At 62.4% G+C, this 12,252-nt stretch carries 13 protein-coding genes; 2 read left to right on the top strand and 11 right to left on the bottom strand.

Features of this window, described 5'->3' with window-relative positions; genetic code table 11:
* Positions 1-222: 222 nt before the first annotated feature.
* Genes PMI32_RS07085 through PMI32_RS07120 form a run of 8 tightly spaced genes read right to left on the bottom strand, consistent with a single transcriptional unit; the run spans position 223 to position 6,456 of the window.
* Entirely contained in the window at positions 223-1,125 is a 903-nt protein-coding gene (locus PMI32_RS07085) for a metal ABC transporter substrate-binding protein (RefSeq protein WP_008032651.1), read from the bottom strand.
* Entirely contained in the window at positions 1,126-2,025 is a 900-nt protein-coding gene (locus PMI32_RS07090) for a metal ABC transporter permease (RefSeq protein ID WP_003226663.1), read from the bottom strand.
* Complete coding sequence (locus PMI32_RS07095) at positions 2,025-2,861, bottom strand: metal ABC transporter ATP-binding protein (protein WP_008032648.1); 837 nt, start codon at positions 2,859-2,861, stop codon at positions 2,025-2,027. The genes PMI32_RS07090 and PMI32_RS07095 overlap by 1 nt, the downstream gene beginning before the upstream one ends.
* Positions 2,858-3,784 carry a metal ABC transporter substrate-binding protein gene (locus PMI32_RS07100; RefSeq protein ID WP_008032647.1) on the bottom strand — a complete coding sequence of 309 codons (927 nt, stop codon included), beginning with the start codon at positions 3,782-3,784 and terminating at the stop codon, positions 2,858-2,860. Before PMI32_RS07100 ends, PMI32_RS07095 begins: the two co-directional genes overlap by 4 nt.
* Before the next feature lie 35 nt (positions 3,785-3,819).
* Positions 3,820-4,392 (bottom strand): DUF6162 family protein, encoded by a 573-nt coding sequence (locus PMI32_RS07105; RefSeq protein WP_008032644.1) that lies wholly within the window; start codon positions 4,390-4,392, stop codon positions 3,820-3,822.
* Positions 4,389-4,718 carry a hypothetical protein gene (locus PMI32_RS07110; protein WP_008032642.1) on the bottom strand — a complete coding sequence of 110 codons (330 nt, stop codon included), beginning with the start codon at positions 4,716-4,718 and terminating at the stop codon, positions 4,389-4,391. The genes PMI32_RS07105 and PMI32_RS07110 overlap by 4 nt, the downstream gene beginning before the upstream one ends.
* Positions 4,715-5,257: a PA2404 family protein gene (locus PMI32_RS07115; protein WP_008032641.1), complete on the bottom strand. Its 543-nt coding sequence runs from the start codon at positions 5,255-5,257 to the stop codon at positions 4,715-4,717. The genes PMI32_RS07110 and PMI32_RS07115 overlap by 4 nt, the downstream gene beginning before the upstream one ends.
* Positions 5,254-6,456 carry a PepSY-associated TM helix domain-containing protein gene (locus tag PMI32_RS07120; protein WP_008032639.1) on the bottom strand — a complete coding sequence of 401 codons (1,203 nt, stop codon included), beginning with the start codon at positions 6,454-6,456 and terminating at the stop codon, positions 5,254-5,256. Before PMI32_RS07120 ends, PMI32_RS07115 begins: the two co-directional genes overlap by 4 nt.
* 402 nt (positions 6,457-6,858) lie before the next feature.
* Between PMI32_RS07120 and leuC the strand changes: the two genes are divergently transcribed.
* A complete protein-coding gene (gene leuC, locus PMI32_RS07125) occupies positions 6,859-8,280 on the top strand; it encodes a 3-isopropylmalate dehydratase large subunit (RefSeq protein WP_008032637.1) in 1,422 nt (473 codons plus the stop codon).
* Positions 8,277-8,888: a 3-isopropylmalate dehydratase small subunit gene (leuD, locus tag PMI32_RS07130; protein ID WP_008032634.1), complete on the top strand. Its 612-nt coding sequence runs from the start codon at positions 8,277-8,279 to the stop codon at positions 8,886-8,888. The genes leuC and leuD overlap by 4 nt, the downstream gene beginning before the upstream one ends.
* Before the next feature lie 97 nt (positions 8,889-8,985).
* On the opposite strand, the gene PMI32_RS07135 is transcribed toward leuD, so the two are convergent.
* The 3 genes from PMI32_RS07135 to PMI32_RS07145 all read right to left on the bottom strand — a co-directional run bounded on the left by PMI32_RS07135 (position 8,986) and on the right by PMI32_RS07145 (position 12,238).
* On the bottom strand, positions 8,986-9,936 hold the full coding sequence (locus PMI32_RS07135) for a LysR substrate-binding domain-containing protein (RefSeq protein WP_008032633.1): 951 nt from the start codon (positions 9,934-9,936) through the stop codon (positions 8,986-8,988).
* A 21-nt stretch (positions 9,937-9,957) separates the two neighbouring features.
* On the bottom strand, positions 9,958-11,265 hold the full coding sequence (gene dctA, locus PMI32_RS07140; RefSeq protein ID WP_032829031.1) for a C4-dicarboxylate transporter DctA: 1,308 nt from the start codon (positions 11,263-11,265) through the stop codon (positions 9,958-9,960).
* A gap of 97 nt (positions 11,266-11,362) precedes the next feature.
* Positions 11,363-12,238, bottom strand: coding sequence for an alpha/beta fold hydrolase (locus tag PMI32_RS07145; protein WP_008032629.1), 876 nt, complete (start codon positions 12,236-12,238; stop codon positions 11,363-11,365).
* Positions 12,239-12,252: the final 14 nt, after the last annotated feature.

Below are 12,252 nucleotides of genomic sequence, written 5' to 3'. Positions count from 1 at the left end.
AGGGGCAAGAGCCCTTGGTTACTTGGGGCTTTTCCAAGTGACTCGCCGTAAGGGCGAAACCAATATCAGCCGTTACCGCAGCAATGGATATGTACACCTGAAAGGAAATGGCCGGCTATCAGGCCGTCATCGCCGGCAAGCCGGCTCCTACAAGGGATTTGTGTAACGCCCATTGTAGGAGCCGGCTTGCCGGCGAAGAACGATAACGCGGTCCAACTGACGTCACGCCCCACTCAACCCCTTGATCACCAAATCCACATTCCCCTCCAGCTCAGCCACAGGATCCGCCGCGTCCACGCTCAAAACGACCAACCGGCTCCCGGCCTCGGCAATCACCGCTTTCACCGCGTCCGACGGCTGCCGATGATGCAACACCACCGCCACGTCATTGTCCTTGAGCGTCGCGCCCAATTGCTTCAGCGCCTCCGGTGTCCATTCGGCGTCGGGCCGCGCATCGAGACCGATCAGTTCCAGATTGAGCCCGCCAATCAAGTAGCCAAAGTGATCGCTCAGGCTCATCACGCTCAGATTGTCAGCACTGGCCAGCCGCGCTTCGCTGTCGGCGCTGAACTTGAGCAAGCGCTGTTTCAGTGTCGCAAGGTTGGCCTCGATCACAGGCTTTGCAGCAGGTGCAAGACGCACCAGGTCCGCCGCCATCACATCCGCCATGCGCCCCATGTTGTTGCTGGAAAACCACGGCTGGCTGTTCAAACCATCGACCTTGTTGCCCGGCTGCACGGCGATGCCGGGCAGGGCGCCGTCCACCGGGCGAGCGGCGTCGACTTCGACGATGCGAATATTGCTGCGCCGGGCGATCGGGTACAGCGGATCATCCGCCCACAACGAACGCAGGCCAATCACCGCATCGGCGTCGGTCGCCAGTTTGGCCAATGCCGGCGCGCCGCGCCCGGTGAAGTAAGCCGTCTGACGACTGCCGGGCAGGTTCGCCGGCGCCGCGCGTTCAAGGTTGACGTTGGTGCCCTTGAGCAGTACTTCGCCCAGACCATAAGTGATCGGCAAGGACGCCAGCACATGCAACGGTTTGGCGCTGTCCGCCGCAAACGAGGTATTGACCAGCCCGCACAGGGCGACGGCCAGGGTCAGTTGACGCAGAGAAAATGACATTTATCCAAGGTTCCCTTTCAGGCTGGGGACGACGCCGCGCGCAATGGCGGCGAGGGCGAAGGCGATACCGGCCACCAGAATGATCGCGGCGCCGGACGGGATCGGCAGGTCGAACACAATCGGCGCAAGAATCCCGCACAGCGTGCTGACCGTGGCGATCAGTACCGAGCACCAGAAGAATCCCTTGAGCGACTGGCTGAGCAACCTCGCTGCCGCCGCCGGAATCACCAACAGCGCACCGACCAGAATCGCCCCGATGACTTTCACCGCCGCCACGGTGATCAGCGTCACCAGAATCACGAACAGGTAATCCAGGGTCTTCACCGCGACGCCGCGTACCGCTGCCAGTTGCGGGTTGAAACTGGCGAGCATGATGCGGTTGTACAGCGGCAAGGCCAGCGCCATCACCAGCGAACCGACGATGGCCAGCACCAGCAAGTCATTTCCGTTGACGGTCAGCACCGAACCGAACAGCACGTTCTCCAGAATGTGCACGTTGATCTTGCCCGCCAGAATCAACAGCAGGCTCGCGCCCAGTGCCAGCGACACCGACAGGAACACGCCGATCAAGGTATCTGGCGCCAGCCCCGTACGGTTACGCAGGTAATTCAGCAATATCCCGAACAGCAGGCAGTAACCGAACAAGCTGCCATAGGGCCCGGTGTAGGGTTCGCCGAGCAGAATGCCGATGGCCACGCCAGTCAGCGCCGCGTGACCCACCGCTTCGGAGAAAAACGCGAAGCGCTTGACCACCACCAGCGTGCCCAAGCCGCCCAGCACAGGGCCGATCAGCAAACCGGCAAGCAGCGCGTTGACCACGAATCCATAGGCCAGCGCCTCAGGCAGATAACCCGAAGACGCCCAGCCCTGAACCATCAAGCGAAAGGCTTCGTAACTCATCAGACAGCGCTCCGTGGATGGGTCGAGAACAGGGTCAGCAAACGTTCCGGGGTCAGTGCCTGTTTCGGCGTGGCATCGAACAGTACCCGGCGATTGAGCCCGGTGACGCGATCCGCCAGACGCCCGACCGCTTCCAGATCATGCTCGATCCACAGCACGGTGATCCCGCTCTGGCGCCAGTCGCCGAGCAACCGTTCGAACACCTGAATGCCCGCCTCATCGAGGGCCGACATCGGCTCATCGAGCACCAGTAATTGCGGCGCCGGGATCAGTCCCTGTGCGAGCAACACGCGCTGACGCTCGCCACCGGACAAGGCGCCCATGCGCCGCTTGCGCTTGTCCTGCATGCCGACCCGTTCCAGCGCTTCGCCAATCGCTGCCGCGTAATGCCTGCTCAATCCGAGGAACGCCGGGCGTCGCTGGCACATCGCGGCCATGAAATCGTCGACGGTCATCGGCAAGCCGCGATCAAACTCCAGCGCTTGCGGCACGTAGCCGATGGTGCCGGGTTCGCCGGGCCATTGCAGGCTCAAGCGACCCTGATGCGGCATCTGCCCGAGCAGGGTCTTGATCAACGAACTCTTACCGCCACCGTTGGGACCGACCAGCGCATGCACGCTGCTGGGCTGAACCTGGAAGGTGACCTGGTCAAGGATCGTCGTGCGACCCAGCGTCAAACTGACCTCCGCAAAATCCAACGTCGGCCCCGCCACCTGTAGGAGCCGGCTTGCCGGCGATAGCGGTGTGTCATTCAACGATGATGTCGGCTGACCCGACGCCTTCGCGAGCAGGCTCGCTCCCAACGGGGATTCGCTGAGTGTTTCCTTAGCGGTCATTGCCCCGACTCCTGAATCGCCCGGACCACGGTGTTGAGGTTGCCGGTCATTTCCTTTTCATACTTGTCGGCGGTGTATTCGCCATAGGAAATGTGCGACAGCGGGTACAGCTTCACCCCGGATTCACGCTGGATGGTCTCGACGTAGGTGGACGGGAAATCCATCTCCGAGAAAATCACTTTCACGTCCAGTTCGCGCAGTTGATCGATGGTCTTTTTCAGCTGGCTCGGGCTCGGTTCGATGCCGTGGGCCGGCTCGACCACGGCGGTCACTTCCAGGCCAAACTCCCGCAGCAGGTAGTCGTAAGCCGCGTGAACCGTGGCCACCCGCAGCTCGGCGTTCGGCGCCTGGGTCAGTTTCGCCAGGGCGTCGGCGCGCATCTGCCGCAGGCGTTTGCCGTAGGCGCGTGCGTTTTGGGTGTAGGTCTTGGCGTTGGTCGGGTCGAGCTTGCCGAGTTCCCGGGCAATGTTATTGACCTGGGCAATGGAGGCGCTGATCGACAGGAAAGTGTGCGGGTTAACGACTTTGCCGGCACCGCGCGCGGCAACACCGGTGGCGGCCAGCAGCGGTACGTTTTCGTTGGCTTCGATCACGGCCACGTTCGGCGTTTCGCTGGCGGCGATCATGCGGTCGGCGAAGTCGTCATGGCCGACGCCGTTGAGCACGATCACGTCCAGCCCGCTGATGCGCTTGATGTCTTCGGCGCGGGGCTCGTAGGCATGCGGGTTGAAGCCGGCCGGAATCAGCGGCACCACTTCGGCCTTGTCGCCGACGATGTTGGCCACGTAGCTGTAATAAGGGTGCAGGGTGATGCCGATGCGCAGGCGCTTGGCTTCGTCGGCGCTGGCCAGTGGCGTCAGCAGCAAGGCAAGCAGGCCGATCAGCAGCGGCCGCAAGAATGAACGTTGAGATGAAATAGGCATGGGAAAGCGGTCTTCTCTCGGGTGAAGGCGAGGGTTCAGTGCCGGTGCTGGCGGGTCACGCCGGCATCGAATTGCGCGACGATCTGCTGCCAGCCAGCGCTTTCGAGCGCGGCGTCCGTGACGTCGGCCGGGGCTTTGAGGTCGGCGCCACGGTTGAGCCAGATGTCTGGCGCATCGTCGTCGGCAGTCAGGCGCATCAGAAACGAACCGGCCACGGCGGACGTCTGGCTCTGGCCGAAATACGCCTTGGCGTCGAGCAATTGCCAGGCATGAGCGCCACGGCTGACGGAACTGGCGTCCTGGGCAAACGGCGCAAAACCCTCGTCCGCCAGGGCTTCAGGTGTCGGCAGGGTTTGCTGTTCTTGGCGCAGCAGGTGAATCTCGTCCAGCGTCACCCGCAGGTCGGCGTAGATGCCTTGCTCGGAGGCGCTGAGGTCGCGGCGGGCATCCAGTTGATGGCTGCTGACGGTGCTGGTTTCCTGGGACTCGTGGCGCCAGGCGACCACCGAACCGGCGACCGCCAGGATCAGCAGGCACAGCAGCAACACATACAGGGTTTCATGGCCGGCACCGGCCGGGCGGACGACATGGGTAGTTGGCGTACTCATGGGGCTTGGATGTCCGCTTGGTCGATCTCGACGACGTGGCCGGGACCGGCATCGAACAGCACATAAAATTCGGCGCTGGGCTTCTTGAAGGTCAGTTTGGAATCGGCACCGAGCTTGCCCGGCACCAGGATGGTTTCGTCGTAGCCGATCACATCCAGGGTCACGCCCGGTGCGCCGCTGCCGTCGGAGAAACCGCCGGTGCACTGGATCTGCTCGGCGTCGATGGCCTTGCACTCGCACATCGGGTTGTGGGCCAGGGCGCTGGCGCTGAAGCCGGCGCACAGCACCAGCAACACGGCGTGGAGAGGGCGAAATGCGTTGCTCATGGTTTGCCTCCTTGTTTGTTCAGCCACTCGAGGGTGGCGGGGGATGCCTGGCTCAGCGGGATGGACGCTTGATGCATGGCGCCGTCCCAGCCTTCCATAGTGATCCACAGCTCGGCGTCGGCCTTGGTCTTTTCCGGGATCGGCAGCATGGCGCCCATGCGGTAGGGCGTGCCGAAGAAAATCACCCCGGCGGCGCGCAGGCTGCGCGGTTTGCCGATGCGCAGGTAAGTCGCCTTGACCTGCTCGCGGCAGCTGTCGCACAGCGCCGCGTTGAAACTCTTCATGTAACCGGCCGGGCCATCGGGCCGCGGTGCTTCGTTGCGAAGTTCCGCCAGGCGCAGGCTCCACGGCCCGACCTGAACTTCACCGATTTCCCGCTCGCCCAGGCCGGTGTCCCCGCGAAACAGCGCGGCATCGGCAAAGTACTTGGGCATGAAACCCAGCGGCACCAGCAACAGCAAAACGTTGATGTGGAAGCGCCATTTGTGCCAGAAGCGGCTCAGTCTGGACCCCGGTTTTTCGGCGGCGAACAGGCTCATTGGCTGACCTCCGTGGTGTCGTGGCTCGTGACGTGAGTGGCATCGGCAGCGCGAGGACGTTTGTTGCTGCGCTTGAGGGCGTTAGCGGTGGCCAACGCAGTGCGCTTGGTCCAGATCAGCAGGCCGCTGAGGACCATCATGCTCAGGAGCAGGCCGAAGAAGAACCAGATCAGCTTGATCCAGAGCCCGCCGAAATCGCCGGTGTGCAGCGGCCGCATCGATTCGGTCACCAGCTCCAGCCCCGAGCGGTCCGAAAGCAGGCGGGTCACGGCGACGTCGCCGGTGTACGGGTTGATTTCGGCAGTCTGGAACATCAGCGGATACCAGCTGCGGCCGCCCACCGAAAGGTAGCTGTAGGCATTGGCGGGCAGGCTGATGAAGCTGTCTTCGAGGCCGGGAATGCGTGCCTTCGCTTCACGGATCGCCGTTTCCAGGCTGATCATCGGTGCCGGCGAGCCGTTGGCGGTGAGGGGCACGCTCTCACGCGGGACCACCGGCGCCACCGGGGCGGTGGAAATCGTAATCTGGTTATCGAACATGAACGCTTCGATCAGGAACCAGGTGCTGGTGACGGAAATCACCGCGATGAACCAGATCGACCAGATGCCGCTGAGGCGGTGAAAGTCGCCCCAGAAAATCCGCGCTCCGTGACGCAGGCGCAGGGTCGGTCGCAAAAAGCCTTTCCAGAAGCGCTTGTAGACCACCAGCCCGGTAATCAGCGAAGCCAGCAGCGGCAGGCTGAGAAACGACACCAAATACCAGCCCCAGCTGTAGCCATTGGTGAACGGCACCAGCCACCAACCGTGCAAGGCGCGGGTGAAGGCCCTGAAGTTGAATTGCGGGGCCGTACCCTGGATCACGCCGCTGTACGGGTTGACGTAGACCACTACCGAACGGCCGTCGGGGTAGGTCACTTCCACGTCCAGGGCGAAATGCGTTTCGTCAGGTCGGCTGATGCTTTCGACCAGAATCTGCGGCTCGGCCTGCTTGATCGCGGCGATGAGCTGGTCATAGCTCAACAGCGGCGCATCATCGGAAGGTTGGCTGGCGCGCATTTGCGGGTTGGCCAGCCAGACGATTTCCTGGCTGATCACCGCCAGCGTGCCGGTCACACAGACGATCAGCACAAAAAACCAGATGGGCAGGGCCAGCCAGCTGTGGACCAGAAACCAGAGTTTTGAGCGGGATTTCTTCGACATGATTAAGGTCTTGTATCGATGAGAGGGCCTCTGCTGCGGGCTTCCCAGCGTGGGGTCCATGAAAAGTGCGGTCGTGGCTTTTGCCTACGCGAACCGCCTGCATCTATATAAGACGAATGAGAATCAGAAATCCCGAACCTCGATATGAAAGTAAATGTTTCGTATTCCTGCGAACGCAAAACCCTGTAGGAGTGAGCCTGCTCGCGATAGCGGTATTTCTGTCGATATCAATGTTGAATGACACACCGCTATCGCGAGCAGGCTCACTCCTACATACGGTGCTGCCTTGATCCAACACGAACCATGTTCCAAGGGATCACTCTCCAGCCATTGATGGGGCCGGGCGACTGCCTAAGATGGGGCGCAGACGCCTGAAACCCGCGAGCCTGAGCGAATATCCCCATGACTTCAGCAAGAACCCTTTACGACAAACACATCGATACCCACACGGTGTGTCGCCTCGATGACCAGGGCCACGTCCTGTTGTACATCGACCGCCAGGTCATCAACGAATACACCAGCCCCCAGGCCTTCAGCGGTTTGCGCGAAGCCAAGCGCGGGGTCTGGCGCCCCGGCACCGCGCTGGCGGTGGTCGATCACGTCAACCCCACGGCACCCAATCGCATTGCGGCGATGCCGGACGCCGGCGGTGCGCGGCAAGTGTCGTACCTGGCGGAAAACTGCCGGGACTTCGGCATCGAATTGCTCGACATCCTCGACAAACGCCAGGGCATCGAGCACGTCATCGCCCCGGAGCAGGGGTTCATCCTGCCGGGCATGGTGATTGCCGCAGGCGACAGCCACACCACCACCTATGGCGCCCTCGGCGCATTCGGTTTCGGCATCGGCACGTCGGAGATCGAACACCTGCTGGCGTCCCAGACCCTGGTCTACAAACGCTTGAAAACCCTGCGCGTGACGGTGGACGGTGAGCTGGCGCCGGGGCTGACGTCCAAGGACGTGATCATGGCGCTGATCGGCCGGATCGGCGCGTCCGGAGCCACGGGCTACGCCATCGAGTTTCGCGGTTCGACCATCGATGCACTGAGCGTCGAAGCGCGCATGACCATCTGCAACATGGCGGTGGAAGCGGGCGCGCGAGGTGCGTTCATGGCGCCGGACGACAAAGTGTTCGCCTACCTCAAGGACAAACCCCGCGCGCCCAAAGGTGCGCTGTGGGAGCAAGCGGTGCAGAAATGGCGAGCCTTGCACAGCGATGCCGACGCACTGTTCGACCGTGAAGTGTCGCTGGACGCCAGCGCGCTGGAGCCGATGGTCACCTGGGGCACCAGCCCGGATCAGGCCTCGCCGATCGGCGCCCGCGTCCCGGACCCGCAAGACATCAGCGACCTGATCCTGCGCCAGGACATGCGCCGCGCCCTGACTTACATGGGCCTCGAAGCGGGCATGCCGCTGAGCGACATCGTCATCAGCCACGCGTTTATCGGCTCCTGCACCAACGCCCGGATCGAAGACCTGCGCGACGCTGCCAGCGTGGTGCGCGGCAAACGCGTCGCCGAACACGTGCGGGCGATGATCGTGCCGGGCTCCACCGAAGTGCGCGATCAAGCCGAAGCCGAAGGCCTGGCGGCGATTTTTATCGATGCCGGTTTCGAGTGGCGCCAGTCCGGCTGCTCGATGTGCCTGGCGATGAACGACGACGTGCTGGCGCCGGGCGACCGCTGCGCCTCCAGCACCAACCGCAATTTCGAAGGCCGCCAGGGCGCCGGTGCCCGTACGCACCTGATGAGCCCGGCGATGGTCGCTGCGGCGGCGATCACTGGCCGCTTGACCGACATCCGTCATTTTGGAGACCGCGCATGAGCCTGCAACCCTTCACTCAAGTCAGCGGCAAAGCCGCGCCAATGCTGGCGGCCAACATCGACACCGATGTGATCATGCCCAAACAGTTTCTCAAGGGCATCGACCGTTCCGGGCTGGATCGGGGTTTGTTTTTTGATCTGCGTTTTTTGCCTGACGGCCAACCCAACCCTGCGTTCGTGCTCAATCAACCTGCATGGCAGGGCGCGAGTTTCATGGTGGTCGGGCCGAATTTCGGCTGCGGGTCGAGCCGCGAACATGCGGTCTGGGGTTTAAAGCAGATGGGCATCCGCGCACTGATCGGCAGCAGTTTTGCGGGGATTTTTTATGACAACTGCCAGCGTAACGGGGTGCTGCTGATTACGCTGGATGAGCCCGTGCTGCAGCGGCTCGGGCAAGTGGTCAGCCAGCCAGAGACGGCGCTGATCAGCGTTGATCTGGAAACGCAGCAGATTCGTCTTCAAAGCGAGGTCATCCCTTTCGAAATCGACACACTGCGCAAAACCGCGCTGGTGCTGGGCCTCGACGCCATCGGCAGCACCTTGCAGCGCAGCGAACAAATCAAAGCCTTCGAACACCAACACCTGACCGCCAACCCCTGGCTAAGCTGAAATCGCCTTCGCGGGCAAGCCTCGCTCCTACAGGGGATTGAGTCGCACCTGTAGGAGCGAGGCTTGCCCGCGAAGAGGCCCGCCCATACACCGCAAATCAAACCGACAATCCTTTGAAATGCTCCTGCAAAAACTCCACACACGCGCGCAACTTCCCGGAGTACGCCAGCCGCGTCGGGTACACCGCCCAGACGTTGGCGCTCTGGGTGTACTCGGGCAGCACCTGCACCAATCGCCCCTGCTCCAGCAACGGCTTCACATCCCACAGTGACCGCAACAACACCCCGCGCCCATCCAGTGCCCACTGCAAGACAATCTCGCCGTTATTGGACGACAACGGTCCGCTGACCCGCACACTCTCCTGGGCCCCGTCGTGCTCCAGGTTCCAGATGCCGAAGGCGTTGTCGCGCTCCTTGATCACCAGGCAATGATGCTGCTCCAGATCGCCCAGCGTCTGCGGCGTGCCGTGGCGTTGCAGATAAGCGGGCGCCGCGCACAACACCCGCCGATTGCTCACCAACCGCCGGCCGATGTGCTGGCCGGGGATGTCATCGCCGACACGGATCTCCAGGTCGAACCCTTCGCTGACGATGTCCACCACCCGATCAAACAGGTCGAGGCGAATCTCCAGGTCCGGGTAACGTTCGGCCAGCAGTGACAGGGCCGGCGCCACGTGATTGCGCCCGAAGCCGAAACTGCTGCACAAATGCAGACGCCCGCGAGGGCTGTCGTGGGCGTCGGAGAGTTCGTCGTGCAGTTGCTGGAAATCATCGAGAATCCGCAACGCCCAGCGCTGCACGCGTTCACCGTCCTCGGTCAGGGCGATGCGGCGGCTGGTGCGGTGCAGCAGGCGCGTGCCGAGGGTGGTTTCGAGAATCTGGATACGTTTGCTGACGTAGGCGGGCGACAGGCCCAATTCATCCGCTGCGGCGGCGAAACCGCTTTTACGAATGACGGTAAGTAATACACGCAGGTCTTCGGGCAGGGGCACGGTGTCTTTCTTGGTGGTCATGACAGAACGGGCACTGGCGGCATGAGCCGCCAGCATAGCATCGGTGTGAACGCCGACTTACTCAGCAGACAGCTTGGCCGCCGCCGCTGCCGCCCGAGCGTGGCGCCCGCGTTTGAGGGCAATCGGCGCCATCTTGCTGCGGTCCAGTTCACCTTCCCAGGCGGCCACCACCAGCGCTGCGACGGCGTTGCCGATGATGTTGGTCAGGGATCGGCATTCGGCCATGAAACGGTCGACACCGAGGATCAGCACCATCGCCGCCACCGGCACGGTCGGCACTACGGCCAGGCTCGCCGCCAGCGCTACGAACCCCGCGCCGACCACCGCACCCGCGCCTTTGGAGGTGAGCATCGCCACCGCCAGCAAGGTCAGTTGCTGCTCCAGGCTCAAGTCAATGTTGGTCGCCTGGGCCAAAAACAGCACCGCCAGCGTCATGTAAATGTTGGTGCCGTCCAGGTTGAAGGTGTAGCCGGTCGGCACGACAATCCCCACCACGCCTTTGGAGGCGCCCAGGCTTTCGAGCTTCTGGATCAGCTGCGGTAGTGCCGATTCCGAAGAGCTGGTGCCAAGTACGATCAACAGTTCAGCCTTGATGTACGCCAGTAGTTTGAAAATGCTGAAGCCGGCATAACGGGCAATGCTGCCGAGCACGCACGCAATGAAAATCAACGCGGTCAGGTAGAACGTGCCGATCAGCTTCAACAGCGGCAGCAACGAGCCGAGTCCGTACTTGCCGATGGTGAACGCAATCGCGCCAAACGCCCCGATCGGTGCGACGCGGCTGATGATGCCGACGATGCGGAAAAACACTTCGCTAGCCTGATTGATCACGTTCACCAGTGGCCGGCCCTTTTCACCGACCATCACCAGCGCAATGCCGAACAGCACCGAGACGAACAGCACGGGCAAGATTTCACCCTTGGAGAAGGCATCAAAAAAAGTCGTCGGAATCACGTGCAGCAAAAAACCGGTGATGCCTTCGCCGTGTTCGGCCTGACCGACAAAACCGGCAATCGCCGACGAATCCAGCGTCTTCACATCAATGTTGAACCCCGCGCCCGGATGCAGCGCATGCGCCGCCAGCAGGCCGATCAACAGCGCAAGGCTGGAGACGATTTCGAAGTACAGCAGCGCCTTGCCACCGACCCGGCCGACCTGTTTCACATCGTGCATGCTGGTGATTCCGGAGACCACCGTGCAGAAGATGATCGGGCCGATGATCATCTTGATCAGCTTGATGAAACCGTCACCCAACGGCTTGAGGTCGATGCCGATCTGCGGCCAGAAATGGCCGATCACAATGCCCAGCGCGATGGCGATGAGCACCTGCACGTAGAGGGTTCCCAGCAGTTTCTTGATGGTCATTTTTATTATCTCGAGACGGTTTTTGGGCATGACGATCCCGCGCAGGCCAGTGACGGCCTGCGGCGGAAAGTGGATTCAGATCAGTACGGCGCGACTGTCAGCGCAGGAAAGCCAGGACTTCGGCGAGCAGCAGCTCGGGGGCTTCTTCGGCGATGTAATGGCCGGCGGGCAGCGCTTTGCCGCGCACGTCGGTGGCCACGTGTTGCCATTCCTTGAGCGGTTCGAAGCAGCGGCCGACCGTGCCTTCGGCACCCCACAGCACCAGCAGCGGTAAGTTCAGATGATGGCCGGCGTCGATGTCGGCGCGGTCGTGATCCAGATCGATGCTGGCGCTGGCCCGGTAGTCCTCGCAGATCCCGCGTGCGGTGCCCGGCTGTTTCAGGCAGCGCAGGTATTCGCCAAAGGCCTCGGCAGTGAACGGCTTGAGCCCGGCACTGCGACTGCCCATCACGCTGCGCAGATAGGATTCGGGATCGGCCTCGATCAGGGTTTCCGGCAACGGAGCGGGGCGGATCAGGAAGAACCAGTGCCAATAGGCGCGGGCAAAGGCTTCATTGGTTTGCGTGTACATCGACAGCGTCGGCGCGATGTCGAGCAACACCATGCGTTGCACGGCCTGCGGATGATCCAGCGCCAGGCGATGGGCAACCCGGGCGCCACGGTCATGTGCGAGCACCGAGAACTGTTCGAAGCCCAGGGACTTCATCAGCTCGATGCTGTCCTTGGCCATTTCCCGTTTGGAATAGTTGGTGTGGTGGTCGTTGGCCAGCGGTTTACCGCTGTCGCCGTAACCACGCAGGTCGGCGGCGACTACGGTGAAGTGCGCGGCCAGTTGTTCGGCGACCTTGTGCCAGATGACGTGGGTCTGCGGGTGACCGTGCAGCAACAGCAGGCCCGGCCCGCTGCCGCCGATGCGGTAGGCAATGTCCACACCGTTGACGTGGCGCTGGTCTTTGAGGAATCCGGCGAACATGGGATGACTCCTTG

Origin of the sequence: Pseudomonas sp. GM60 (assembly GCF_000282415.1) — a bacterium.
In the GTDB taxonomy this organism is placed as follows: Bacteria; Pseudomonadota; Gammaproteobacteria; order Pseudomonadales; family Pseudomonadaceae; genus Aquipseudomonas; species Aquipseudomonas migulae.
Note: the sequence above shows the minus strand (reverse complement) of the source record. Positions and strands in the feature narration are given on the sequence as shown.

Excerpts from the sequence above, each read along its gene's own strand:
- PMI32_RS07085 (WP_008032651.1), bottom strand. The coding sequence starts at position 1,125 with ATGTCATTTTCTCTGCGTCAACTGACCCTGGCCGTCGCCCTGTGCGGG.
- PMI32_RS07090 (WP_003226663.1), bottom strand. The coding sequence starts at position 2,025 with ATGAGTTACGAAGCCTTTCGCTTGATGGTTCAGGGCTGGGCGTCTTCG.
- PMI32_RS07095 (WP_008032648.1), bottom strand. The coding sequence starts at position 2,861 with ATGACCGCTAAGGAAACACTCAGCGAATCCCCGTTGGGAGCGAGCCTG.
- PMI32_RS07100 (WP_008032647.1), bottom strand. The coding sequence starts at position 3,784 with ATGCCTATTTCATCTCAACGTTCATTCTTGCGGCCGCTGCTGATCGGC.
- PMI32_RS07105 (WP_008032644.1), bottom strand. The coding sequence starts at position 4,392 with ATGAGTACGCCAACTACCCATGTCGTCCGCCCGGCCGGTGCCGGCCAT.
- PMI32_RS07110 (WP_008032642.1), bottom strand. The coding sequence starts at position 4,718 with ATGAGCAACGCATTTCGCCCTCTCCACGCCGTGTTGCTGGTGCTGTGC.
- PMI32_RS07115 (WP_008032641.1), bottom strand. The coding sequence starts at position 5,257 with ATGAGCCTGTTCGCCGCCGAAAAACCGGGGTCCAGACTGAGCCGCTTC.
- PMI32_RS07120 (WP_008032639.1), bottom strand. The coding sequence starts at position 6,456 with ATGTCGAAGAAATCCCGCTCAAAACTCTGGTTTCTGGTCCACAGCTGG.
- leuC (WP_008032637.1), top strand. The coding sequence starts at position 6,859 with ATGACTTCAGCAAGAACCCTTTACGACAAACACATCGATACCCACACG.
- leuD (WP_008032634.1), top strand. The coding sequence starts at position 8,277 with ATGAGCCTGCAACCCTTCACTCAAGTCAGCGGCAAAGCCGCGCCAATG.
- PMI32_RS07135 (WP_008032633.1), bottom strand. The coding sequence starts at position 9,936 with ATGCTGGCGGCTCATGCCGCCAGTGCCCGTTCTGTCATGACCACCAAG.
- dctA (WP_032829031.1), bottom strand. The coding sequence starts at position 11,265 with ATGACCATCAAGAAACTGCTGGGAACCCTCTACGTGCAGGTGCTCATC.
- PMI32_RS07145 (WP_008032629.1), bottom strand. The coding sequence starts at position 12,238 with ATGTTCGCCGGATTCCTCAAAGACCAGCGCCACGTCAACGGTGTGGAC.